The sequence below is a fragment of the Mucilaginibacter sp. CAU 1740 genome, from assembly GCF_039839285.1.
In the GTDB taxonomy this organism is placed as follows: Bacteria; Bacteroidota; Bacteroidia; order Sphingobacteriales; family Sphingobacteriaceae; genus Mucilaginibacter.
Genome location: NZ_JBDOQS010000004.1, coordinates 110,625 through 134,968 on the forward strand (window position 1 = coordinate 110,625; position 24,344 = coordinate 134,968).

A 24,344-nucleotide genomic window follows, 5' to 3' on the forward strand; every position below is an offset into this window, starting at 1 on the left:
CGCACAATCCCCCACTTTTTAAAACAAAAAAAAGCCCGCACTTTTAAATGCAGGCTTTGTAATTATTATAACGAGTTCGATTAACTCAACACATTCCTCCAGCTAACCAGATCACCGATGATCTTATCCAGTTGATCGGCAGCTACGCGCTCTTGTGCCATGCTGTCGCGGTGGCGGATGGTTACGGTGTTATCTTCTAACGTTTGGTGATCTACAGTGATGCAGAACGGTGTACCGATAGCATCCTGACGACGGTAGCGTTTACCGATAGCATCCTTCTCTTCGTACTGGATGTTGAAATCAAGCTTCAGTTTATCCATGATCTCGCGGGCTTTTTCTGGCAGACCGTCTTTCTTTGTAAGCGGGAAAATAGCGGCTTTAACCGGGGCAAGGCAGGGGTGCAGGCGTAATACGGTGCGGCTGTCTTGCTTTTCTTCGGTGCTCAGGTCTTCCTCTTCGTAAGCGTTGATCATGGTAAGGAGGAACATCCTATCCAAACCAATCGAAGTTTCAATTACGTATGGTACGTAGTTGCCGTAAGGTTTACCTGTTTCAGGATCAACCTCCGGATCAAAATACTGCATTTTTTTGCCCGAGAACTTTTCGTGCTGGCTTAAATCGAAATTGGTACGGCTGTGGATACCTTCAACCTCTTTAAAGCCAAACGGAAACTCAAACTCGATATCATAAGCGGCATCGGCATAGTGGGCCAGTTTGGTATGCTCGTGGTAGCGGTATTTAGCCTCGTCGGTACCCAAGGCAAGATGCCATTTTAAACGGGCGGCTTTCCACTGGTCAAACCATTCTTTCTGTGTGCCAGGGCGAACAAAGAATTGCATCTCCATCTGTTCAAACTCGCGCATGCGGATAATGAACTGGCGGGCTATAACCTCGTTACGGAAAGCTTTACCAATTTGCGCAATACCGAAAGGGATTTTCATCCTGCCCGATTTTTGCACGTTAAGGTAGTTTACAAAGATACCTTGAGCAGTTTCAGGGCGCAGATAGATTGTATCGGCATCATCAGCAACAGCGCCCATCTGGGTGCTGAACATCAGGTTAAACTGGCGCACTTCGGTCCAGTTGCGGGTACCGCTAACGGGGCAGGCAATTTCATGCTCAATGATCAGCTCGCGCAGGCGTGGCAAATCTTCGGCGTTAAGGGCCGCATCCATATCGGCTTGCAGTTTTTCTGCTTTATCTGTTTTACCATCTTTACTGTAACGATCTATCTTATCTTCCAATAACTGATCGGCACGGTAACGTTTTTTTGAATCTTTATTATCGATCATCGGATCGCTGAAGCCATCAACGTGACCGCTCGCTTTCCAGATCTTCGGGTGCATAAATATGGCCGAATCGATACCTACAATGTTATCGTTCATTTGCACCATGGCTTTCCACCAGTAGGCTTTGATGTTGTTTTTAAGTTCGGCACCATTCTGACCGTAATCATACACTGCACTTAAACCATCATATATCTCGCTGGAAGGAAACACAAAGCCATATTCTTTGGCATGTGAAATAACATTTTTAAAAAGTTCGTCGGTTGATTTGCTCATAATAGCTGCAAAGATACAATTTAGGCACAAAGCAAAAAGCAAAAGGCAAAAAGCCTTGAAATACAGTTACGCCACCCGTTTGGCAAGCATTTGCAGAGCGATGTTGTACGTCCGTCCGTCGGGAGGACCCCGTTATTTAATATAAGCTTTGTGACACTTTAAACTAACACCCGTCCAAATTGCTTTTTTAGGGTTGGGCACGGGGTGACGGACGGACGACAGCCGTTTGTAAATATCTTCTTTATTTGTAAAGAAATTTCTTTATATTTGTATTGATGAACTTTGGTATCAGTTTACCACCTGTCCATCTCCGTTCCACTTCAATAGTGATTCCCCGTTACGGACGGAAGTACAAAACAAGCTCAATAGCTTATCTCCATATCTTTTACAGATCGGTTGCATCCGCTTCCCTTCAAGGTTAATATATAAATTAGCTATTGGAGGGGTATTTTCTAAAAAACTCATTTTATTTTTTAGGTAGAGGAGTGATTTCGCAACTAAGTAATCTCCAATAAATAATCTTTCAAGTAATCCTTCCTCCACCACGTCATTGCGAGGTACGAAGCAATCGCACGGAAGCAGAGCGGCTATGCAAATTCGCCCTGTAAAGTTCGCGATTGCTTCGTACCTCGCAATGACGTGATGTTAAATAATCAAAACCATCTCCCTGCTTTTGAGCTTACTATTGTATCAAACCCAAACAACAATGGAACAGGCAGTAAAAATAATTTCCGCAAAATATGTTACCCACAATGTAAGGCAGTTCAGGTTAGAGAAACCGCAAGGCTACAGCTTTGTACCAGGGCAGGCAACCGAACTATCCATTAACCTTGAGCAATGGAAAGATGAAAAACGACCATTCACGTTCACTTGCCTTAACAGCGACGATTACCTTGAGTTCACCATAAAAACCTATACCGATCATGATGGCGTAACCAACCAGTTAAGCAAGCTCAGTGTGGGCGATGAGGTAATTATCCGCGATGTATGGGGTGCAATTGAGTATAAAGGCGAAGGTTATTTTATTGCAGGAGGTGCTGGTATAACCCCATTTATCGCAATACTAAGGCAGCTTAATAATGATGGTGCGATAGGGAATAACAAGCTTTTCTTCAGCAATAAAACCGATAAGGATATTATTTTAAGCGATGAACTGAAAAGCATCCTGGGCGAGAATGCCGTGTTTACGGTTACAGGGCAAAAAGATAGCCAGTACGATCAGCGCCGTATTGATGCTGATTTCCTGAAGGCAGAAGTGAAAGATTTTTCCAAACACTTTTACGTTTGCGGGCCTGATGCTATGGTTGAGGAAATAAGCGGGTTACTGGCAGAATTGGGAGCTGATACGGAATCGGTTGTGTTTGAGCAGTAGGGGGTAATGTTCCGTCCGTCCGTCGGGGGGAGTCCAATCTTTAAAAATGGATATGGACGGTTTGATTTTACCCTTTCCTTACCATCACGTCATTGCGAGGTACGAAGCAATCGCACAGAAGCAGAGCGGATATGCAAATGTGCCCTGTGCAGTTCGCGATTGCTTTCCCGAAGCAAGTGCGGGACCGGCTGTACCTTGCAATGACGTGGTGGAGGTGTTTGTTCGTAGAAACTTAAAAATCACTCCCCGTCCATACCCTTCCGCCAAACAACCAACTCCCCGTTACGGACGGACGTACAACCCCAAAATCTCACATCCCACACCTCACATCTCAAATCTAAAACATATTTTTACAGCCATGAGTATCAGGGTTGAGGCATTAACAAAAGTTTACGGCACACAGAAAGCCGTTGATGGCATCAGTTTTACTGCCGAGCCGGGCGTATTGGGTTTTTTAGGGCCTAATGGCGCGGGTAAATCAACTACCATGAAAATACTTACCGGCTTTATTCCCCAAACATCGGGTACTGCATCGGTTTGCGGGTTTGATGTGGTTAAGCAGCCTTTGGAGGTTAAACGCCGCATTGGTTATCTGCCCGAAAGCAACCCGCTTTATACAGACATGTACGTGAAAGAATCGCTGGGTTTTGTTGCTGGCATCCATAAAATTCACGAGCCTGCTAAACGCATAGCCGATATTATTGAGCAAACAGGTCTCGGACCTGAGCAGCATAAAAAAATTGGTCAGCTATCAAAAGGTTACCGTCAAAGGGTAGGTTTGGCACAAGCCATGCTCCACAATCCCGAAGTGCTGATACTGGATGAGCCAACCTCAGGCCTTGATCCCAACCAGTTGATAGGTATCCGTCAGTTGATCCTTGATTTGGGTAAAACCAAAACCATTGTGCTATCAACCCATATTATGCAGGAGGTTGAAGCCGTTTGCAGCCAGGTTATCATCATTAATAAAGGCAATATCGTAGCCAACGATACCTTGCAGCAACTCCGCAAAAACAACGGCGATAAATCGCTCGAGGAAGTGTTTATCAGCCTTACAAATAATTAACCCAAGAAATGTTTAAAAAAGGGTGTCATGCTGAGCTTGTCGAAGCATGGTGGGCAAGGCCTTTGCGCGCGACCCTTCGACGAGCTAAGGGTGACAGCCCATCCCGCCTAACGTCGTATTCTCCTTCATAGGCCTTGATTTTCATGCACCCTTCAGCCTGTGGTCGGTGTTTTCATCGCACCACTTTCAGGGCCAGATTATTTCGTTTCAATTAATGCAACTTCTTCAGATCATGTGGTACGTGAAAATACCAACCACAGGCTAAATACGCCCCTAACTATTACCCATTTAATATTTTTTTAACATTTTTTGTAACGAAGTGCAGGTTTGTAGCATCTATATAAGCAAACCCGGCAAAGCGGAGGTACCCCGCCAAGCCAACTTTATTACATTATTGTTATGAAAAAACTATTATTATGCTTAGCCTTTTTAGGCTTTACCGCAATCGCGGCCAACGCTCAATCAGCAAAATCAGATGGTGGAAAATTTAGTATCGGTGTTGATGCCGGCTTACCTGTTGGCGATTCGCACAAGGTTTCAAACTTTGCCATTGGTGGCTCATTGAAGTATGACCATCCAATTGCCGATCAGTTGTTTTTAACGGGTTCGGCAGGTTATACCCGTTTTCTGTACAAAAGCGAGATCAAAGATTTTATCGGCAAATCGGGTGCTGGTTTTATCCCGGTTAAAGCGGGCTTAAAATATTACTTTGACGATGCCTTTTTTGCCGAAGGTCAGTTAGGTGCAGTATTCAGCACCGAAAGCGGTGGCGGTACAGGTTTTGCTTATGCTCCTGGTATTGGCTATAGCTTTGCAGGCGGTTTGGAAGCCGGTGTGCGCTACGAAGGTTGGTCTAAAGATGGCACTACAAGCCAGGTAGCTTTACGTGTTGCCTTCAGGTTTTAATTAAACAACACATCAATTAATTACAATAAAGGCCTGGGGTATGTATCCCGGGCCTTTTTTATGTTTTTCTTCATAATTATTACCTGGTTAATATTGTATTTTGCCCCGCTATGAAAAAACTGTTACTTATTGTTATTCTCTTTGCCGCTTTAAAAACCTACGCCCAGGATCTGCCTCACCCATCAACCGCTTTCAGTGCCGGTGGCGAGCTGGCCATCCCATCGCGTGGTTTATATAATATTGGTGTAGGTGCATCTGCAAAGTTAGAGCAGCCTATAGTCAGCCCGGTAAGCCTCACACTTACTGCCGGTTTCAGCAGTTTTTTTCGTAAAAACTCACCTTTTAATAATGGCAATAACGGCGGTAACCTGTTTGTGCCGCTAAAAGGTGGGGTAAGGTACAACGTAGGCTCTGGCGTGTTTCTGGAGGCAGAGGCAGGTAGCGCTATCGAACTAAATTATGATAAACGGAGGTTGTTCGCCTTTTCGGTAGGGCCTGCTATCATGATCCCATCCGGTGCCGATAACCGCAATTTTGAGTTGGGGTTGCGGTACGAAAGCTGGTCGGCCCATACCTTGCAGCAAACAGCTATCAGGTTTGCTTACCGCTTTGGGCGGTAGTTTTTTGCTTGTAGCGATAAAGATTTCGGCTGCGTATTGTATTATTGTAAAATCCTGCAATTTTAATATTATGAATAAACCTTTTCACATTATCCTGACCGCTTTATGCCTTGCTTTTACCTTTACTGCCTATGCCCAAAAAGGAAACCAAACCGCTATAATTATTGGCACCGAACTCAATTTGCCTGTTAATATGAACAAATACCCGCAGGTAGGGGTGGATGTGCATTACTGGGGAGGGTACGGCATTAACGCTAAAGTAGAAAAGCCGATAAGCACATCGCTCCATTTTACTGCCGGTTTGGGCGTTGTGGTTTTTCAAACCAATCCTAATGATCTGTTCAGAAGCGTTAACCCGGATAGCTCAACGGGTTTTTATTATACAGATGATTATCATACGCTTTATGCCTACCTGCCATTAACCGCCGGGCTTAAATATTACGTGTCGAAATATTTTTATGTAAGCGGAGAGGTTGGTAGCGCCTTTGAAATTAGCAGCCGTACCAGCACTTCATTCATCTACTCGGGCGGGGGAGGTGCCGTTGTGCCGATAGGGCCTCACCACGGTTTGGATTTTAATTTACGCTTTGAACGTGGTTATAAAAATGTTGATTACGATCATGTGTTAGAAAGTGTTGGGGTGAATGTGGCTTATAAGTATAGGTTTTGAGAGCCGAATAAAACAACATGATAACTGTCATTTCGAATCCCTTGGAGGGTTGGGGATAGCGAGGCAAGGGTGAGAAATCTTATACGCCATGCTTAGCGGTTTTGCTGGGTGTATAAGATTTCTCTTTCGCCCCGCTGCTCAGCCTCTCCCTGGCTCAGTCGAAATGACATCCTTTAGTTTAACCGTTTCCTGTCCGCCACCTGCCCACTATCACCCTTACTCCCCCCAACGGACGGACGGAACTCACCGTTTGCACTTTGCTTTGGCGCAATATTGTTGTAATTTCGGCGCTTAACACAATATATTATAACGTGCTGAGCATCCTTAAAAAAGAAATAATATCATACCTCAGTTCGCTGGTGGCTTATGTAACCATTGGTGTGTTTTTACTGGTGCTGGGTTTATTTTTGTGGGTATTCCCCGAGTCGAGCATATTGGAGTATGGTTACGCCGGGTTAGAAAGCCTTTTTAGCACTGCGCCATACCTGTTCATGTTCCTGATCCCGGCTATCACCATGCGATCATTGGCTGAGGAGCGTAAAGAAGGAACTTTTGAACTCCTGTTTACCCGCCCTTTAAAAGATTGGGAGATTGTGATAGGTAAATACCTTGCCTGTTTATTGATCGTACTTTTCGCCTTGCTGCCTACACTGGTTTACTATTATTCGGTAAGCAAGCTGGGCATGCCGCAAGGTAATATCGATACAGGCGCGGTTATAGGCTCATACATCGGCTTGTTTTTATTGGGAGGTGTTTTTGTGGCGATAGGTCTGTTCACCTCATCTATCACCAAAAATCAAATCATTGCCTTTACGGTTTCCGTTTTCCTGTGTTTCTTTTTTTATAGTGGATTTGACTCTATCAGTCAGTTGCTTTCCTTGCAGGATCTGGGTTTGCAAAACCTGGGTATTACCCAACATTACGATTCAGTAAGCCGTGGTGTGTTAGATACCCGCGATCTGGCTTATTTCATCATCACGGCAGGCGTATTCATCTGGCTTACTTTGTTCGTACTGGCAAGGCAACGCCAAAAAAGCTTAGCCGGTACGGTAATGATAAGCACATTGGGTGTTTTATTTTTTCTGGGGATATTATCCTCATTAACCTTTACCCGTTTTGATTTTACTGCCGAGAAGCGTTTCACCATATCGCCCATTAGCCGCGAGATAATGGATAAGCTGCCTAAAAAGGTGAAAGTAGTTGTTTACCTGCAAGGCGATAACCTGCCCGGCGGGTTTAAACGCCTGCAAAGTGCCACTAAAGATATGCTGAGCGATCTGCAAGCTTACAGTCACGGAAAAATCCAGTTTCAGTTTGTTGATCCGCTGAAGGGGCTTAACAACGATCAGCAAAACGAGGTGATCCAAAATATGGCTGCCGAGGGTGTTGAGCCAACCAACCTCAGCGTTAAAACGGATAATGGGGTGAGCCAGAAACTCATCTTCCCATCGGCGCTGGTATCGGCAGATGGTAAGGATATCCCTGTAAAGCTATTATTAAGCAGGATAGGCCTCGGCCCCGATGAAGTGCTGAACAACTCTATCCAAAACCTCGAATACGCTTTCTCGTCAGCTATTAAAAAAGCAGTTAACGGCGGCAGACCGCAGATAGGCTTTACCGAAGGTCACCACGAACTAAGCGATCTGCAACTGAATGATGCCATGAAATCGCTTGCCGAAGGTTTTCAGGTGGGCAGGGTTGATTTGAATGCTATCTCTACAGCCGATCTGCAAAAGATCAAACTACTGGTAATAGCCAAACCCGATCAAAAATTCAGCGAGGTAGAGAAATTTAAACTCGACCAGTACATTATGCACGGCGGTCGCGTATTGTGGACCATCGACCAGGTAAGTGCCGAACTGGATAGCCTGCGCGGGCATGGCGGCGAGCAACTGGCATTTCCCAAACAGCTTAATTTGGATGATCAGCTTTTCCGCTATGGAATTCGTATCAACTATGATCTGATTGCCGATATCAACAGTTCGCAAATCCCTATCAGTACCGGCAATGTTGGAGGCCAGGCACAGATACAGATGTTGCCATGGTTGTTTTACCCGGTGTTTATCCCCCTAAGCAAACACCCTATAGTTAAAAATTTGGATGGCATCAGCAGTGAGTTTGTGAGTACTATCGACATTCTCGATACCAAAAACGTAACCAAAACGGTGCTGCTTAACTCATCGCCCTATAATAAAAAAATAAGTGCCCCGCACCTGTTGTCGCTACAAGCCTTAGAGCAGGAGCCAAACCCAAAAGAGTTTCAAAGTCAGCCCAAAGTTACCGGTGTATTGCTGGAAGGTCAATTTGTAAGCGATTGGCAAAACCGCCCGCTGCCCGAAGGTTTGAAAGAACAGGTTACCATACAGCAGCAAAGCGTACCCACCAAAATGATTGTGATTAGTGATGGTGATATTTTTAAAAACCAGGTAGGCAGCGATGGTTCGCCATACCCATTGGGATACGATCATTACACCCACCAAACCTACGGCAACAAAAATCTGCTGCTAAACATAGCCGACTACATGACGGATGATTCGGGCCTGATAGCCCTGCGTACCAAAGAGATCAAGGTGAGGTTGCTGAACCGCGCGCAGATCCGCGGCGAAAAAATGTACTGGCAATTAATTAATACTATAGTGCCGTTGGCAATTGTGTTAATATGTGCTATTTTTCAACATTATTTGCGCAGGCAAAAGTATGCCCGGTAAATTTTATATTTTTGATTGCTTAATAATAACCATATGAGATTTATTGTTTCTACATCAACATTACTCAAACAACTGCAGGCAGTAAGCGGCGCGTTAAGCAGCAGCACTGTATTGCCTATTTTGGAAAACTTTTTGTTCGAGATAAAGGATGGAAACTTGACCATTTCTGCAACCGATCTGCAAACCAGCATGACCACCTCCCTGCCTGTTGAGGCTAAAGAGAATGGCCGTATCGCTATCCCATCGCGTATATTACTGGAAACCCTTAAATCATTACCAGAGCAGCCTGTTGCCTTCGCGGTTGATGATCAAACCTTCGCTATCGAGATCAACGCCGGCGACGGTAAATATAAACTGAGCGGTGAAAACGGCGAGGATTTCCCGAAGATCCCGGTTGTTGAAAACGCTTCATCAGTAAACCTGCCAGCTTCAGTTTTAGCCGAGGCGATAAACAAAACCATTTTCGCGGTAAGTAATGACGAACTGCGCCCAGCCATGACAGGTGTTTACTGCCAGTTAAGCACATCATCATTAACTTTTGTTGCTACCGATGCGCACAAACTGGTACGCTACCGCCGTAAAGATGCGAAGGCCGCAAGCACAGCATCATTCATATTACCTAAAAAAGCTTTAACGTTGTTGAAATCATCATTACCAAGTGATGACGTGAACGTATCGGTTGAATATAATAACACCAGCGCCTTCTTCAAATTCGGCAACATTAACTTGGTTTGTCGTTTAATTGACGAGCGTTACCCTGATTATGAGGCGGTTATTCCTCAAAATAATCCTAATAAATTAAGTATCGAAAGGCTTACCTTCCTGGGTTCGTTAAACCGCGTGGCTATCTACGCCAACAAAACCACCCACCAGGTAAGGCTTAAAATAAACGGCAGCGAATTGAATATCTCATCAGAAGATATTGACTTTGCTAACGAGGCCCATGAGCGTTTAACCTGCCAATACGAAGGTGACGACATGGAAATTGGCTTCAATGCAAGATTTTTAATAGAAATGTTGAAAAACTTAAGCTGCGAAGAAGTATCTTTGGAGATGTCAACTCCAAACCGTGCCGGCTTATTGCTGCCACAAGGCGGAGATGAGAACGAAGACGTGCTGATGCTGGTTATGCCGGTGATGCTTAATAGCTATGCTTAAGTGTAAACTTAAATTATAAATCCAAAAACTAAGTCCGGCTCGTAAACCGGACTTTTTTTTATTTAGCACTCCATACCAAAAATTACAGTAAGCAGTTATAGCTTATAATTGTATATGAATATAAAGGTTAAAGCTTTATTGATGATCGCCTCTGTTGCATGCTGCCTTGCAGCCTGCAAAAAAAATACTAACGATAAGCCCGATGCTGCATCTGATGTATCGAGCTTAAACGTTATCAATGCTACGTTTAATGATGTTAATGTTTATGTAAACGGTAACCGCATTAACCAAACATCAACTTTTTATCCCGGTGGTACGCTGGGTTATCTTTCGGTAAAATCGGGTATCCAAAACTATTCGGCCAAAATAAACGGAACCAGTAACGAGTTGTTCAGTATCCCGATGACGCTGAGTAAAGATTCGGTTTACTCCTTTTATGTAGCCGGTACCGCTGCCAACCAGGTATTTAAAACTACCGATGTGCTGGTGTCTGATACGGGATCAAGCCCTATGGCCAAGATCAGGGTGGTAAACGCATCGCCGGATGGTGGGAATTTCAGCATGCATTTTTATGGTACTGCTGATACTACTAAATTTGCAAGTGTAGCGTTTAAGGCATCAACTGATTTTATATTGGTAAAACCCGGTGTGCACAATATGGCTATATATGCCAATGGCGACCTTACAGATGTAGTCCGTGATACGGTAGAGCTGGCCAGCGGCAGGGTTTATACCTATTATGGTTTTGGCAATAAAACTACCCGGCTGGGAACCGGTGTGTTCACTAATAAATAAAATATTTTGATGACTGATAAGCATAAAAGCCGTGTACTGGTTTCGTTTTTTATAGCGATAGTTTTTGCCATGTTTGCCTGTGGCATATCATCATGTGGTAAGGGGGGCAATGCATCTTCGGTTGGGTTAAATACCGGGATCCAGATTGTTAATCTCAGTTCGGATATTCAGGGGCTTTACCTGTACCAGAATTTTATAAGGTATAGCGCAACTACTTATACCTACCCAAACAGTTCCGGGTATTTTTATTTATCAACTTTAACGCCACCACTGCAATTGCGTACAGCAACATTATCGCCGGTAATATTATTACAGTTTGATAGTACGCTTAAAGCTAACAGCAAGTACACCTTGTTTGTAACCGGCTTAAGGAAGGATAGCAGCATAGCCAACTCGTTCATCGTTTCTGATAATACAAGCTTGCCCACTATTGGCAAAGGTAAATTGAGGTTTGTACACGCCTCGGTTTCATCGCCAGCGTTAGATTTAAGGGCTAATGATACATTGGCGATAAAGGGGCTTACCTTTAATAAAGTTTCTGACTATGTGGAGCTGCCTGCCGGGAACTATAACTTTACCATTACCAAAACAACTACGCCAAAAGTAATTGAAAAAACGCTTACCAATATTACCATATTGGATGGCAGGGCTTATACCATTTACACACAAGGGGTTGTAGGCAGGGCAGATTCATTGGCTTTTGGTGCAGGGGTGCTCACTAATAATCTGCTTTCTAAAACACTTCAATAGTAGGCTATTTGCTTAATATTTATATTTTTGGGCAAAATTAAAGCCTGTGGAAGTAATAAAAAGCATTATCGACTTTGTACTGCATATTGATAAGCACCTGGTGCAGATAACCAGCACCTACCAGGGATGGACATACCTGATCCTGTTCCTGATCATTTTTGCCGAAACAGGTTTAGTTATCTTCCCCATTTTACCCGGCGATTCGTTGCTGTTTGCTGCCGGTGCCCTCATTGCAGGCGGTAACTCGGGTTTGGATATCTGGGTATTAGGCCTCATACTAATTGCCGCTGCCTTTATAGGTAATACCGTAAACTACTTTGTGGGTAATTACCTCGGCGTAAAGGTATTTAAAGAAGAAAACAAGATCCTCAAGCTTGAATACTACCTCAAAACCCAGGCTTTTTTTGATAAGCATGGTGGCAAGGCTGTTATCTTCAGCAGGTTTATGCCTATCATCCGTACCATAGCCCCATTTGTTGCCGGTGTGGGCAAGATGCCTTTTTTAAGGTATAGCCTTTACAATATCATCGGCGGTGCATCGTGGATCATCGTATTCCTTTTTGCAGGATATAAATTGGGCCAGGTAGAGATCATTGCCAAAAATTTCTCGTTGGTGGGTGTGATCATTATTTTGGTATCGATACTGCCTCCTATTATTGCAGCTATTAAAAGCCGTACTAGCAAGAAAGCCCCGGTAGAGCAATAAGCTTTATTTAATCGAATCGAGCGACATCGTTCCCATTAGTTTATCGCCTTTGTAGGTTTCCGATTTTACAAACCTCCCTAATTTGGGTGAGTACCATTCGGTAACATGGAAGTTGAAAGGAATGCCAATGCCCATCATTTTTACTTTGGTGGTGGCATCGTAGGTTAACTTAAAGCAATCAAAGCTTCCTGCATTGGTGGTTATCGATTCAGGCTGTTCAACTTTACGGTTTTTGATATCCATTTGCAGGTTGGCCATTGTTGCCCCGCTGCTGCTCATATCTATGGTTACCGAGCCATCATCAAGAGTTTGCCCGGCTTTCATATCGGTAGGGTAGGTGAGATATTTGGCTTCGCCGCTTACCTGCATATTCCCTTTTACGTTGGCAGCCGGCACAAACGATTTCATATCAACCTTAATAGTATTACCGGTACAGATCATTTCCGAATCGCCGTTGCCTATTGCTTTACCATTTTTATCATTTATCTGCGCATGTACCGTAACTGTTGATGCATCTTTTTTAGTGGTAGTGTATATGGCAGTGATCTGTTGTTTGCCTTTAGCATCCAGGTTAATATAAGTGAGCGTTTTGCCGTTGGTATTGTTAATGAACTGGCTGCAATTTTGGGCAATACTGTTGTTGCACCATAAGGCCAATAAAATGATGATAAGTTTTTTCATAGCGTTTTAAATTGATGTGGAATTGAAACGCCATAAAAGTGAGGTGAAAAATAGCTTTTAACAATGTTGCTACTACCCGTTTGGAGTTCGGGTTTTACTTGTTACTGCTTAGGTATAAGTACTTTGCCAGCACGATACAAAGCTTCTTCTTTTTGCAGATCAGCTTTTTGTTTATCGCTTAAGGGCCGGGCAATGAGTTTATCCAGATCAGGCTGACCTGCGTCCACCCATGCCGAATACCAGTAGCTTCCCACGGAACGGACGGACGAACGCATCTTTCTGGCGATCATCCCTTTCAGCATTTGATGGTAAGCCTGCGAATAAGCTGCCGAGTAATCCTGCACTTGTCTTTTGCCATGCTGTACCAACTCGTATTTTTTATCCTGCGGATAGGTTTTGTTCAGCATCCGCTCAAAGCGCAAAACACTGTCAACGCTTTTGTATGATGACTGGCAAATGCGGAAAGCCTCCTTAAGCGGATTATCAATATACCGGGCCTTGCCAACATAATAATTGTACTTATTGCTGAATAACTCTGGCAAGCGGCTTTCCCATAAAGCATGAATCCCTTTTTGACCTGTTAGCTGCCCATCATAGTTTTGGGTAAGGTGGAGCGGAACATGCGCATCGGCAACGTAATGCCCTAAATAAACAGATGCATTTAAAATACCGGTTGTATCATGGGCTTTAAAGGCCCGTACCAGTCGGTAATATTGATATTGGATGCTCCACGGCACGGTGCCGTATTTAATGATGGTATCTTTTGAGTATTTGGCAACGGCATCCTTCCATTTTTTAGGCATTACCTCAAAAGGCTTTTTGCTATAATGATCAGCATCAAAGAAATGTCGGGGTGCCTCTGTCGAATCTACATAGCGGCGTTTATCGGGGCTTACGGCGTGTTCTGTAATATAATCGATATTGGATCTGTAAAATCCCGCCATGGGCTTAGGTAGCGTAAAAACAGCCAACCTGTTGATGCGGTAATGCGCAAAGAAACCCCATGACGAGCAGAGCATCAGTAAACATATGCCTGTTGTGATCAAGGTTATCCGGCGTTTCATTAGGGCAAAGATGGGTTTAAGTTTTGAAGATTGGAGCGATAAGTTTTATATTTTGTATATTGGTTATTATTTGATGATTGTAAGATGATAGCACTAACAATTGCCCGTTTGCGAAATAAAATGGAACATTATTTTAATCAGGTTAGTAATAGCAATGATATTATTGTTGTGCCGGGGGAAGGTGAGGAAGATGCCGGAGTTGTAATTATTTCGATCAAAGAATATAATTCATTAATTGAAACGGAACATTTGTTATCCAATGAGATAAATAGGAAGTGGCTTGCAGAATCAATTGATCAGTTGCATCAAGGGAATACAATTCGATATGCTTTCGAGTAGTGAATGAGATTTAAGGAAATGGCCTTTAAAAAAGGGGGCACCTACGGAGCCAAAAATCCTAAAACAATCTTAGCTACAAACACGGTACTCCTACGGAGTTATATTGCGAATATCTAAAAACTCCGTAGGAGTACCATGTTTGTAGAAAAATAGAAGTTTTTTGGCTCCGTAGGTGCCTCCTAATAGTTAATTAGTTTAAAAGCGGTTCCCGTGGAATGAGATTGCAAATAATCGCTACAAATTATACTTCTCCCTCAATTGCCCGCTAACCTCATTAGCTTCGTCAATAATTCCCTGCGGAAAGCCTACGCCCTGCAAAACCGCTATGCCATTCCGGTTTTTAAGCAGGCCTTCTTTTATTTTATAATCAAAAACCAGGCGGTCATCGCCAATAACCTCTTCAAACGAGAACACTTTGTAATCGCTGCCCAGTAACTCGGCTAACTCCAGATCGTGGGTGGAAACAAACACAAAGCTTTGGTTTTGGATAAAATAGCTTAGTACTGCTTTGGCTGCGGCTATCCGTTCGATGGTGTTGGTGCCGCGGAAGATCTCATCAATAATTACCAGGCTGTTTACCGGTTTACTGGCGATGGTTTGATCAACAATGTTTTTAACTGCCAATGCCTCGGCCTGGAAATAGCTTTTGTTATCGCCAAGGTCGTCGGCCATGTCAATACTGGTAAATATTTTAAGCGGAGGTGCTTTGTATGCTGTAGCGAAACTGGTGTTGATGGTTTGTGAAAGTAAGGCATTAATAGCTATAGCCCTGATAAAAGTTGTTTTACCCGACATGTTTGAGCCGGTAACCAAAATACCTTGCCTGTTATCAATCGAAATAGAGTTAGGTATGCAGTTTTCGATAAGCGGATGGTAAAGATCTTTAATAACTATATTGGCGTTGCCGCTGTTAAGCTGCGGTATGCAGTAGTGTCTGGCCCCATCCCGTACTGATTGTATGGAGATGGCAACATCTACCTGGGCAACGGCTTCATAAATAACCTTAATATCGGCAAGGTATTTATTCACTTTGCTGATAGATTTGATGAACACCATTGGTTCAATAAGCAAAAACATTTTAAGCCACTCGCTCACCAAATAGGCAATGTCGGTAGGATCAACCGAAGCCTTGTTTTGCAGGGTGATGAAGTTAAGCGATTTTTTAAGCCTGCCTAAGTTGGTTAGGCTGGTACGGGTGTTTTCCTCCTGATCTAATAAATTATGATCATTAAGCCAGGCGGCAACCTTATGCAGAGCCAGCAGTTGCGGTAGCGAGTGCGTGTAGTTCATCATTTGCGTTTTGTTGCTGTAATGGATAACCACATTGGCTATCATCAAAACCAACAATAACATCAGCATAAACTGATTGGGAACAATAAAAAGGCTGAACGCTACCCCAATGATCAGAAAAGGCGCGATACTGATATACATATTCCCGATTGCAGGGAAAATAGATTGGTGGGGCTTTTTAAATAGTTCGGGTAAATAATAGGCATCGTTATTACCTAATTGGGAGAGTTTGAGTTCGGTAGTTTCCCTTAGTTCGGTATTAGCGGCAAGATGATCTATTCGCTGTTCAAGCGCGGCAAAATACCCCTCCGAAATTTGGGGCGAATGCAGTTGCTTATATAAATACTGCTGACCAGGTTTGGAGTTGGTGCGGTCGATAAATTCGAATACATTGTCGAGGTTCAGATCGGTAGCCGTATTTGTGGCAATTTGGCTGGTACCGCCATAAGCGGTTAAATAGTTACTGATCAGCTTAAAGTTTCTGCCTGCTATGATGGGTTGTCCCCAACGCTCTTTTATTTCTGCCAGCTTTGTTTTTTGTTTGGCTTTGCTTTTTAAATGGCTTATTAAAATAACAACAAAAGGCAATAGGAGTATAGCTATGATCCAGTATAACATGGTTAAAAGTAGTATTAATAAGCTAATGTATTTGCTTATTAGATAATACCCGCATGCAATTGTTTCACCTGTATTAAAATAGACCGAAGATCAGTTTTATAACTTGCCTGAATAAACTTTGGTATCGTAGTTAATGGTAATTACCCCACCTTGCTGAAACTTATCAAAAAGCACCTGCAGATCAGCTATCATATCATCAAAGCCTTCATCATCTTTAGTTGGCATGTACGATGATGACATTAACCTGCCTTTCAATCCTTCGAAATCGAATATTTGTTTGTTTTCGAAAATTTCGAGGTGCATAGGCGAAGGGTTAAAGAAAGCTGCTATACGTTCTGTATCGATGTTGCGGTGATCAACCTTAACATAATCGCGGGCATGTTTAACTATCAGTTCATCATATTCCTGCTCAAATACAGAGCTGGTTTTACGCTCATTCCAGATCAGAGCAACTATGCCGCCGGGTTTCAATATGCGTTTAAACTCGGCGCGGGTAAGCACAGCATCAAACCAATGAAAAGCCTGCCCTGCAATAATGGCGTCAATGCTTGCATCGGTAAGGCCGGTATTTTCGGCAGTGCCGTTATGGGCCATAAAGCCATGGAATGTACCTAATAACTCCTCAGATTTTGCACGCATTTCGTAGTTAGGTTCAACGGCAATTACGCGGTAACCTTTGTTTAAAAATAAGGCTGTGGATATGCCTGTGCCAGCGCCAATATCGGCTATCAGTTTATCCTGGGTGAGGTTGTAAGTGTCGTGTAAAAACTTAACGATCTCTGTTGGATAATCGGGACGATATTTTACATAATCCTCAACCCGGTTGCTGAACCTTGTGGTGCTGTTGTTTACCATAGTTATAATCGCGTTAGTTTAATTTAACGTTACAAAAATGATTGTGTTATATGAACACCCTGTGAAATTTTGGTTAAAGGAAAATTAAATAAACCACTTAGCGGAATATTATGCAACGAAGCTGCCAATCAGAAAATCAGCATTATGCGATTAAAAACTAAATTAAAAAAGCACTTGCATATTAGTTTTAATCGCCCTATATTTGCAGTCCTTAAAATAAGTTAGAAAAAGAATAACAAGCTATACGAGATGGCAAATCATAAATCATCATTAAAAAGAATTAGGGCAAATGCTGCGAAGCGTCTGCGTAACAGGTACCAGGCTAAAACAACCAGGAACGCTATTAAAAAATTAAGAAACACTACAACTAAAGCTGATGCTTCAGCATTGTTGAGCAAAGTGATCTCTATGCTTGATCGTTTAGCTAAAAAGAACGTTATTCACAAAAACAAAGCTTCGAACAATAAATCAAAGCTTACTAAATTTGTTAATGGCTTAAGCTAATCTTAGCTTTAAAAATATACTAAAGGGATAGTACATCAGTACTGTCCCTTTTTTTGTTTCACGCTTTTTTATACTTTAATGCCGTGGAAAACTACGAAAACAAGATCAGCATAAAAGCCTGGGCCGAAGAAGACCGTCCCCGCGAAAAGCTAAGCGGTCAGGGCAGGAGGGCATTAACCGATGCCGAACTGATAGCCATACTAATAGGCTCGGGCAGCCGCACCGAAACCGCTGTTGAGTTAAGCAAGCGCATCCTGCACCACTACGATAACGACCTGAATAAATTAGGCAAAGCATCCATCACCGAGCTATCTAAATTTAAAGGAATAGGGGAGGCTAAAGCCATATCTATCATAGCCGCATTAGAAATAGGCCGGAGGCGAAACGATTCGGAAGCATCGGTAGTTGAATTTATAACCGCAAGTAAAGACGGTTACAATATCATGCGCCGCCATTTGATGGACCTGAACCACGAAGAGTTCTGGATAATATTATTGGGAAGATCGAACAAGGTACTGGGCAAAGAACTCATTAGCAAAGGAGGCCTTTCGGCAACTGTATGCGACCCTAAGATTATTTTTTATGCCGCTTTGCAATACCAGGCCAGCGGAATCATCTTAGTGCATAATCATCCTTCTGGCAACCTCAAGCCAAGCCATGAAGATATCCAGCTTACAAAAAAAATGGCAGCAGCCGGGCGGATGCTGGAGATAGGCGTGTTGGATCATTTAATTATTACTGATACTGCTTATACCAGTTTAGGTGATGAAGGGTTGATGTGATTTGGGATTTCGGATGTTCGATTTCGGATTTGTTTTTGGGGATTACACCGATTGATTTTTGATTACACCGATTTTGAACCGTTGATTTTTTTGATTTCGTTGATTACGCTGATTTTTTCGTCTGAACTCGAATTTTATGGAATTTATTGAATTAATAGAATGCAAAAGCAAATTCGAAAAATTCTAATAATTCCCCCAAATTCGAGTTCGGACAATTTTTGAGGATTACATTCTTCGCATGTTTGTTAATTTCTAAATCCAAATAAATCCGAAATCCCAAATCCGACATCCGAAATCTTTATATCTTTGCCGATTATCATTTCAGAATAATGAAGATATCGTATAACTGGCTTAAAGAATTTATTGATACTGATAAAACACCCCAGGAAATTTCGGTTATCCTTACCGGTACAGGTTTGGAAGTTGAAAGCCTGGAAAAGGTACAACCCATCCCCGGCGGATTGGAAGGCCTGGTGATTGGTTATGTAAAAGAATGTGTTGACCACGCCAATTCTGATCACCTGCATGTTACTAAGGTAGATGTAGGTGGCCCGGAAGACCTGCAGATTGTTTGCGGCGCTGCCAATGTAGCGGCCGGACAAAAAGTAGTTGTAGCTGTTGTTGGTTCAACTGTTTACCCAACTGCCGGTGAGCCATTCGCTATAAAAAAATCAAAGATCAGGGGCGAGGAATCGCACGGTATGATCTGTGCCGAGGATGAGATAGGTTTAGGTACCAGTCACGAAGGTATTATGGTATTGCCGGCCGATGCTCCTGTTGGTACTCCAGCCAAAGAATACTTTAAGCTGAACGACGATTACATGTACGAGATAGGCTTAACCCCTAACCGTGCCGATGCGGCTTCGCATTTAGGTACAGCAAGGGATGTTGCGGCGTTCCTGAAAATCGGCATTAATAAACCAGATGTAAGCGCGTTTAAAGTTGATAACACCAGCTTAACTATACCGGTTGTTGTTGAGAACGAGCAGGCTTCGCCACGTTACTCTGGTGTAACCATCAGCGGTGTTGAAGTTAAAGAATCGCCAAACTGGTTAAAGGAGCGTTTAGCTGTTATCGGCATCCGTTCTATCAATAATATTGTGGATGTTACCAACTACGTATTGCACGAGCTTGGCCAGCCATTACACGCTTTTGATGCCGATGAAATAACCGGTGGCAAAGTGATCGTAAAAAACTATGCCGAAGGTACTGTATTCAAAACTTTGGATGAGGTAGATCGTAAACTTTCTGCCGATGACCTAATGATCGGTAACGCGGAAGAACCGATGTGTATTGCCGGTGTATTTGGCGGCGCAAAATCGGGCGTAAAAGATTCAACCAAAAATATTTTCCTGGAGAGCGCTTATTTCAACGCTGTATCGGTTCGTAAGACATCGAAAAGGTTTGGTTTAAAAACTGATGCTTCGTTCAGGTTTGAGCGTGGTACCGATCCGGATATGACTGTGTTTGCGCTTAAGCGTGCTGCTTTGTTAATTCAGGAAGTTGCTGGTGGCGTGATCTCGTCAGAAATTTCTGATCATTACCCTGCACCTGTTGCTCCGTTTGATGTGGAGATAACTTACAACACCATTGATAAACTGATAGGTAAAGCTATCGGCAATGATACCATCAAAAGTATCATCACCGCGCTTGATATTAAGATAGTGAATGAAACTGCGGATTCACTGTCATTGCAAGTGCCACCATACCGCGTGGATGTAACCCGCGATGTGGATGTGGTTGAAGAGATCCTGCGGATTTACGGTTACAACAATATTGAGATCCCTACCCAGATCAGGGCCTCGTTAAATAACTCTATCCGCCCGGAAAAAGATACTGTTCAAAATCAGCTTTCTGATCTGTTAAGCGCTAATGGTTTTAATGAGGTTTTGGCGAACTCGCTTACCAAATCGGCTTATTCAGATAATTTGGATACTGCTGTTAAGATCCTGAACCCATTAAGCAGCGATCTGGACGTGATGCGCCAAACCCTGTTGTATTCAGGCTTGGAAGCCATTGCCTACAACCAGAACCGCCGTGCTGCCGATTTGAAATTTTATGAATTCGGTAAAGTGTACAAACTGGAAAATGAGAAATATGTAGAAACCCAACGTTTCAGTATTTTCATTACGGGTGCCAACACTGCCGAGCAATGGAACCAGAAAGCTAAACCCGTATCATTCTACAATATTAAAGCGGTAGTTGATGGTATTTTGCAACGTTTAAACATCAGCAACTTTACAGTTGAAGATGCTACCTGCAAAAAAATGTCGTTTGGCATTCAGTACATGCTTAATGGTAAGCAATTGGTGAAATTTGGCGCGGTAGCTGCTACTTCATTGAAAAAGGCCGATGTAGATAAAGAGGTATTTTATGCCGATTTCAATTTCGACCTGGTGTTGAACGCCATCCGTAAAAATAAGATCGTGTTCCAGGACGTATCAAAGTTCCCTGCTGTAAGGCGCGACCTTTCTATGCTGATAGATCAAAGCGTATCATTCGGTCAGTTGAAACAAATTGCCCTACGTACCGAGCGCAAGTTGCTGAAAGAGGTTGATGTATTTGACGTTTACCAGGGTGATAAATTGCCTGCCGGTAAAAAATCATACGCATTAAGCTTCATCATTCAAGACATCGAGAAAACCTTAACAGACAAGGCTATCGATTCTATTATGCAGAAATTAATTTATAATTTAGGAAAAGAAGCGGGAGCGGAAATTAGAAAATAGTGAATGGTTGGTTGGGTGAGTGGTTGATCTGGTAATTTAACCATTCACTCAATCAACTTAATCAACCAATAACCAAACATGGCCTCATTAGCAGAGCAGTTAAATAAAATTGTAGATAAAACCGAGCGCCTGATTGAATTGTGCGCTGCTTTGCAGGAGGAAAATGACCTTTTAAAACTGGAAAGCGAGGCCCTTACAGTGGCGCTGAATGCCAGTAAAGGCAAGACCAAAGAACTGGAAGAAAAATTAAAAGTTGTTAAAGTTGCTAAGTCTTTTTCAGAAACAAATGAAAAAACTGTTGACATTAAGCAAAAAATTAACGACTTTGTGCAGGAAATAGATAAGTGTATTGTGTTATTGAAAAAATAACGCAAAAAGTGAAAAGCTCAAATGGGAGAAATCTCAATAAAAATAAATATTGCTGACCGCGTTTACCCCTTAAAGGTGAACATGGAGGAAGAAGAAATAATACGCAGGGCGGCAAAACTAATCAACGACCGGATAAAGGAATATCAGGAGAATTACGCGGTTAGGGATAAGCAGGATCTGCTTTCAATGTGTGTATTGCATTATGCTACATCAACATTAAAGGCAGAAAAAAAAGTTACTGTTGAAGATACCGAGGTAACCGAAAAGGTTTATCAACTGGATCATTTGCTGAACGAATTTTTTTCGAAGTAATAAACGTTCTTTAATATAATATACAAGAGCACATTTAAGATTTAACCGCAGTTAAATTTTAGGTTTCACTATTAAAAACTTAACGCTTCAATATTAAGCGGATCAAGAGGCATGCGTTAGTTGCGATTAACGTTAACCAACCCATGGTCCCCAATATCCGAAATGAGGTTTTAAATACATGAACACTTAGAAATTAGTTGCGGTTTTTTTATTTGCTTACATACAACTACATACATATATACAACACCACTCAAACCTAAAATGGACATATTACTATACGTTATCATCGGCCTGCTTGTAGGCGCCATTGTCGGCGTGCTCATAGGCCGCTTCCTGCTGCGAAAGCTTTTCAAAGACCAGGAGGCCTCTGCCCAAAATAAAGTTAAAAAGATCCTTAAAGACGCTGAAAATAATGCCGAGATCCTGAAAAAGAATAAACTCCTCGAAGCAAAAGAGAAGTTTTTACAAATGAAGGCTGAGCACGAGCAGGAAGTAAACAACAAAAACAACGGCATCAATCAGCGCGAAAACACCATCAAGCAAAAAGAACAATCGCTTAACCAGCGTATGGAAAACGTTAACCGTAAGGAGAACGAGCTTGATAACACTCGTAAAAATTTAGAGAAGCAAACCGAAATTGTTGTTAAAAAACAGGATGAGGTTGAGCATCTGAAAAACCAACACGTACAACAACTGGAAACCATCGCAGGTTTATCTGCCGAGGAAGCTAAAACCCAGTTGGTTGATACTTTGCGTGAAGAAGCACGTACTAAAGCCATGATCCAGATAAAGGATATTGTGGATGAGGCTAAGCTTACCGCTACTAAGGAGGCTAAGAAAATAGTTATCCAAACCATTCAACGTACCGCTACTGAAAGTGCTATCGAAAACACAGTTTCTATATTTAATATAGAGAATGATGAGATCAAAGGTAGGATCATTGGTCGTGAAGGTCGTAATATCCGTGCTTTGGAGGCTGCTACCGGTATTGAGATCATTGTTGATGATACCCCAGAGGCTATCATTCTTTCAGGCTTCGACCCTGTAAGGCGTGAAATTGCCCGTTTGGCTATGCACCGCCTGGTTACGGACGGACGTATTCACCCGGCCCGTATTGAGGAGGTGGTTGCCAAAACCAAAAAGCAAATTGAAGAAGAAATTGTAGAAATAGGTGAGCGTACCGTGATCGACCTCGGTATTCATGGTTTACACCCTGAGCTGATCCGTATGGTTGGCCGTATGCGTTACCGTTCATCATACGGGCAAAACCTGTTACAGCACTCGCGCGAGGTTGCCAACTTTTGCGCCACCATGGCTGCCGAGTTGGGCCTTAACGTAAAGCTTGCTAAACGTGCCGGTTTGCTACACGATATTGGTAAAGTGCCTGATGATAACCCAGAGTTACCTCACGCTATCTTAGGTATGCAACTGGCCGAAAAATATAAAGAGCATCCTGAAGTTTGCAACGCCATAGGCGCTCACCACGATGAGATCGAAATGACCTCGATGTTATCGCCGATAATCCAGGCTTGTGATGCTATTTCAGGTGCCCGCCCAGGTGCACGTCGTGAGGTGGTTGAAAGCTACATTAAACGTTTGAAAGAATTGGAAGAACTGGCATTGTCATATCCGGGCGTTGAAAAAACCTTCGCTATTCAGGCCGGCCGTGAGCTGCGCGTGGTAGTTGAAAGCGAAAAGATCAGCGACGCGCAATCAGAAGTATTGGCTGCTGATATTTCAAACCGCATCCAAACTGAGATGACTTATCCTGGCCAAATTAAAGTTACCGTGATCAGGGAAACCCGCTCGGTAGCGTTTGCCAAGTAATCAAACATAAAAATTAAATAAAACCCTTTCAGCCTAAAAAGTTGAAAGGGTTTTTACTTTTGTACCGTGGCAACAAAAACATCCAATACCAAAACTAAACCGGTAGCTAAAGCAACAGCTAATGTCGATGAACGCCCGGTTGATCGTCATTTCCGTGAATACGCAGCCAGTCATCAGGATCCGGTAAATACCGGCATCCATTATTTTTGCATACCCTTATTAGCATTCAGCTTATTTGGGTTGATCTGGGCTATCCCTTTCCCGCACCTTCCGTTTTTAGGTGTATATAACGGTTACTTTAACTGGGCATCGTTTGTAATTGCCATCGTCATTTATTTTTATCTGAAGCTTTCGCCCATCATATCGTACTTTATCCTATTTATATTATTAGGCTTTAGCTACGGAATTATGGAACTGGTAAATTGGCAACAAACCAGTGGGCCGGCTATGTGGATGTTATGTTTATCGATATTTATCCCTTCAGTATCGGCCTTGTTGATAGGGAACTCGCGCGAGAGTACTTATGCTCAAAACGGGCTTAATATCAAATCGTTGGTCATAGCGCCGGCATACCTTCTAAATCAATTACTTAATAAACTGAGAATCAAAAATTGACATTAGCATTTTTATATTAAATATCTATTAAAACCCGGATTTGTAG

Annotated in this window: 24 protein-coding genes; 18 read left to right on the top strand and 6 right to left on the bottom strand. The window is 42.8% G+C overall.

Features of this window, described 5'->3' with window-relative positions; all coding sequences use genetic code 11:
* Positions 1 to 80: 80 nt before the first annotated feature.
* A complete protein-coding gene (locus tag AAFN85_RS10795) occupies positions 81 to 1,562 on the bottom strand; it encodes a glycine--tRNA ligase (protein ID WP_347527248.1) in 1,482 nt (493 codons plus the stop codon).
* 288 nt (positions 1,563 to 1,850) lie between these two features.
* Positions 1,851 to 2,027, bottom strand: coding sequence for a hypothetical protein (locus AAFN85_RS10800; protein WP_347527249.1), 177 nt, complete (start codon positions 2,025 to 2,027; stop codon positions 1,851 to 1,853).
* A 241-nt stretch (positions 2,028 to 2,268) separates the two neighbouring features.
* Here AAFN85_RS10800 and AAFN85_RS10805 point away from each other — a divergent pair, with 241 nt between their 5' ends.
* From AAFN85_RS10805 to AAFN85_RS10850, 10 genes are all read left to right on the top strand, one after another.
* Complete coding sequence (locus tag AAFN85_RS10805; protein WP_347527251.1) at positions 2,269 to 2,934, top strand: FAD-binding oxidoreductase; 666 nt, start codon at positions 2,269 to 2,271, stop codon at positions 2,932 to 2,934.
* Between the two features lie 358 nt (positions 2,935 to 3,292).
* On the top strand, positions 3,293 to 4,000 hold the full coding sequence (locus AAFN85_RS10810) for an ATP-binding cassette domain-containing protein (protein WP_347527252.1): 708 nt from the start codon (positions 3,293 to 3,295) through the stop codon (positions 3,998 to 4,000).
* 399 nt (positions 4,001 to 4,399) lie between these two features.
* Positions 4,400 to 4,906: an outer membrane beta-barrel protein gene (locus tag AAFN85_RS10815; RefSeq protein ID WP_347527253.1), complete on the top strand. Its 507-nt coding sequence runs from the start codon at positions 4,400 to 4,402 to the stop codon at positions 4,904 to 4,906.
* A 110-nt stretch (positions 4,907 to 5,016) separates the two neighbouring features.
* Positions 5,017 to 5,526 (top strand): hypothetical protein, encoded by a 510-nt coding sequence (locus tag AAFN85_RS10820; RefSeq protein WP_347527255.1) that lies wholly within the window; start codon positions 5,017 to 5,019, stop codon positions 5,524 to 5,526.
* Between the two features lie 70 nt (positions 5,527 to 5,596).
* Positions 5,597 to 6,196, top strand: a complete 600-nt coding sequence (locus AAFN85_RS10825) for a hypothetical protein (protein WP_347527257.1) — start codon at positions 5,597 to 5,599, stop codon at positions 6,194 to 6,196.
* 311 nt (positions 6,197 to 6,507) lie between these two features.
* Complete coding sequence (gldG, locus tag AAFN85_RS10830) at positions 6,508 to 8,904, top strand: gliding motility-associated ABC transporter substrate-binding protein GldG (protein ID WP_347527258.1); 2,397 nt, start codon at positions 6,508 to 6,510, stop codon at positions 8,902 to 8,904.
* A gap of 33 nt (positions 8,905 to 8,937) precedes the next feature.
* A complete protein-coding gene (gene dnaN, locus AAFN85_RS10835) occupies positions 8,938 to 10,062 on the top strand; it encodes a DNA polymerase III subunit beta (RefSeq protein ID WP_347527259.1) in 1,125 nt (374 codons plus the stop codon).
* A 114-nt stretch (positions 10,063 to 10,176) separates the two neighbouring features.
* Positions 10,177 to 10,857, top strand: coding sequence for a DUF4397 domain-containing protein (locus AAFN85_RS10840; RefSeq protein ID WP_347527260.1), 681 nt, complete (start codon positions 10,177 to 10,179; stop codon positions 10,855 to 10,857).
* A gap of 9 nt (positions 10,858 to 10,866) precedes the next feature.
* On the top strand, positions 10,867 to 11,607 hold the full coding sequence (locus AAFN85_RS10845; RefSeq protein WP_347527261.1) for a DUF4397 domain-containing protein: 741 nt from the start codon (positions 10,867 to 10,869) through the stop codon (positions 11,605 to 11,607).
* A 46-nt stretch (positions 11,608 to 11,653) separates the two neighbouring features.
* Positions 11,654 to 12,313 carry a VTT domain-containing protein gene (locus tag AAFN85_RS10850; protein ID WP_347527262.1) on the top strand — a complete coding sequence of 220 codons (660 nt, stop codon included), beginning with the start codon at positions 11,654 to 11,656 and terminating at the stop codon, positions 12,311 to 12,313.
* A 3-nt stretch (positions 12,314 to 12,316) separates the two neighbouring features.
* Here the strand turns inward: AAFN85_RS10850 and AAFN85_RS10855 are convergent, their stop codons facing one another.
* Positions 12,317 to 12,994, bottom strand: coding sequence for a hypothetical protein (locus AAFN85_RS10855; protein WP_347527264.1), 678 nt, complete (start codon positions 12,992 to 12,994; stop codon positions 12,317 to 12,319).
* 101 nt (positions 12,995 to 13,095) lie between these two features.
* A complete protein-coding gene (locus AAFN85_RS10860) occupies positions 13,096 to 14,058 on the bottom strand; it encodes a zinc dependent phospholipase C family protein (protein WP_347527265.1) in 963 nt (320 codons plus the stop codon).
* 84 nt (positions 14,059 to 14,142) lie between these two features.
* Here AAFN85_RS10860 and AAFN85_RS10865 point away from each other — a divergent pair, with 84 nt between their 5' ends.
* The gene (locus AAFN85_RS10865) at positions 14,143 to 14,397 is read left to right on the top strand and encodes a type II toxin-antitoxin system Phd/YefM family antitoxin (RefSeq protein ID WP_347527267.1); all 255 of its coding nucleotides are present in this window, start codon (positions 14,143 to 14,145) and stop codon (positions 14,395 to 14,397) included.
* A 234-nt stretch (positions 14,398 to 14,631) separates the two neighbouring features.
* Here the strand turns inward: AAFN85_RS10865 and AAFN85_RS10870 are convergent, their stop codons facing one another.
* Both AAFN85_RS10870 and AAFN85_RS10875 read right to left on the bottom strand, forming a co-directional pair.
* Positions 14,632 to 16,305, bottom strand: coding sequence for a hypothetical protein (locus tag AAFN85_RS10870; protein ID WP_347527269.1), 1,674 nt, complete (start codon positions 16,303 to 16,305; stop codon positions 14,632 to 14,634).
* Positions 16,306 to 16,401: 96 nt separating this feature from the next.
* Positions 16,402 to 17,160: a class I SAM-dependent methyltransferase gene (locus AAFN85_RS10875; protein ID WP_347527270.1), complete on the bottom strand. Its 759-nt coding sequence runs from the start codon at positions 17,158 to 17,160 to the stop codon at positions 16,402 to 16,404.
* Between the two features lie 249 nt (positions 17,161 to 17,409).
* Between AAFN85_RS10875 and rpsT the strand changes: the two genes are divergently transcribed.
* From rpsT to AAFN85_RS10910, 7 genes are all read left to right on the top strand, one after another.
* Positions 17,410 to 17,664: a 30S ribosomal protein S20 gene (gene rpsT, locus AAFN85_RS10880; RefSeq protein ID WP_347527272.1), complete on the top strand. Its 255-nt coding sequence runs from the start codon at positions 17,410 to 17,412 to the stop codon at positions 17,662 to 17,664.
* 83 nt (positions 17,665 to 17,747) lie between these two features.
* A complete protein-coding gene (gene radC, locus AAFN85_RS10885) occupies positions 17,748 to 18,446 on the top strand; it encodes a DNA repair protein RadC (RefSeq protein ID WP_347527273.1) in 699 nt (232 codons plus the stop codon).
* Between the two features lie 329 nt (positions 18,447 to 18,775).
* Positions 18,776 to 21,175, top strand: a complete 2,400-nt coding sequence (gene pheT / locus AAFN85_RS10890) for a phenylalanine--tRNA ligase subunit beta (protein ID WP_347527274.1) — start codon at positions 18,776 to 18,778, stop codon at positions 21,173 to 21,175.
* Between the two features lie 78 nt (positions 21,176 to 21,253).
* Entirely contained in the window at positions 21,254 to 21,544 is a 291-nt protein-coding gene (locus AAFN85_RS10895; protein WP_119410733.1) for a hypothetical protein, read from the top strand.
* Between the two features lie 21 nt (positions 21,545 to 21,565).
* Positions 21,566 to 21,856 (top strand): cell division protein ZapA, encoded by a 291-nt coding sequence (locus tag AAFN85_RS10900; RefSeq protein ID WP_119410732.1) that lies wholly within the window; start codon positions 21,566 to 21,568, stop codon positions 21,854 to 21,856.
* A 261-nt stretch (positions 21,857 to 22,117) separates the two neighbouring features.
* Positions 22,118 to 23,683, top strand: coding sequence for a ribonuclease Y (gene rny, locus AAFN85_RS10905; RefSeq protein ID WP_347527275.1), 1,566 nt, complete (start codon positions 22,118 to 22,120; stop codon positions 23,681 to 23,683).
* A gap of 66 nt (positions 23,684 to 23,749) precedes the next feature.
* On the top strand, positions 23,750 to 24,298 hold the full coding sequence (locus tag AAFN85_RS10910) for an Mpo1-like protein (RefSeq protein WP_347527276.1): 549 nt from the start codon (positions 23,750 to 23,752) through the stop codon (positions 24,296 to 24,298).
* Positions 24,299 to 24,344: the final 46 nt, after the last annotated feature.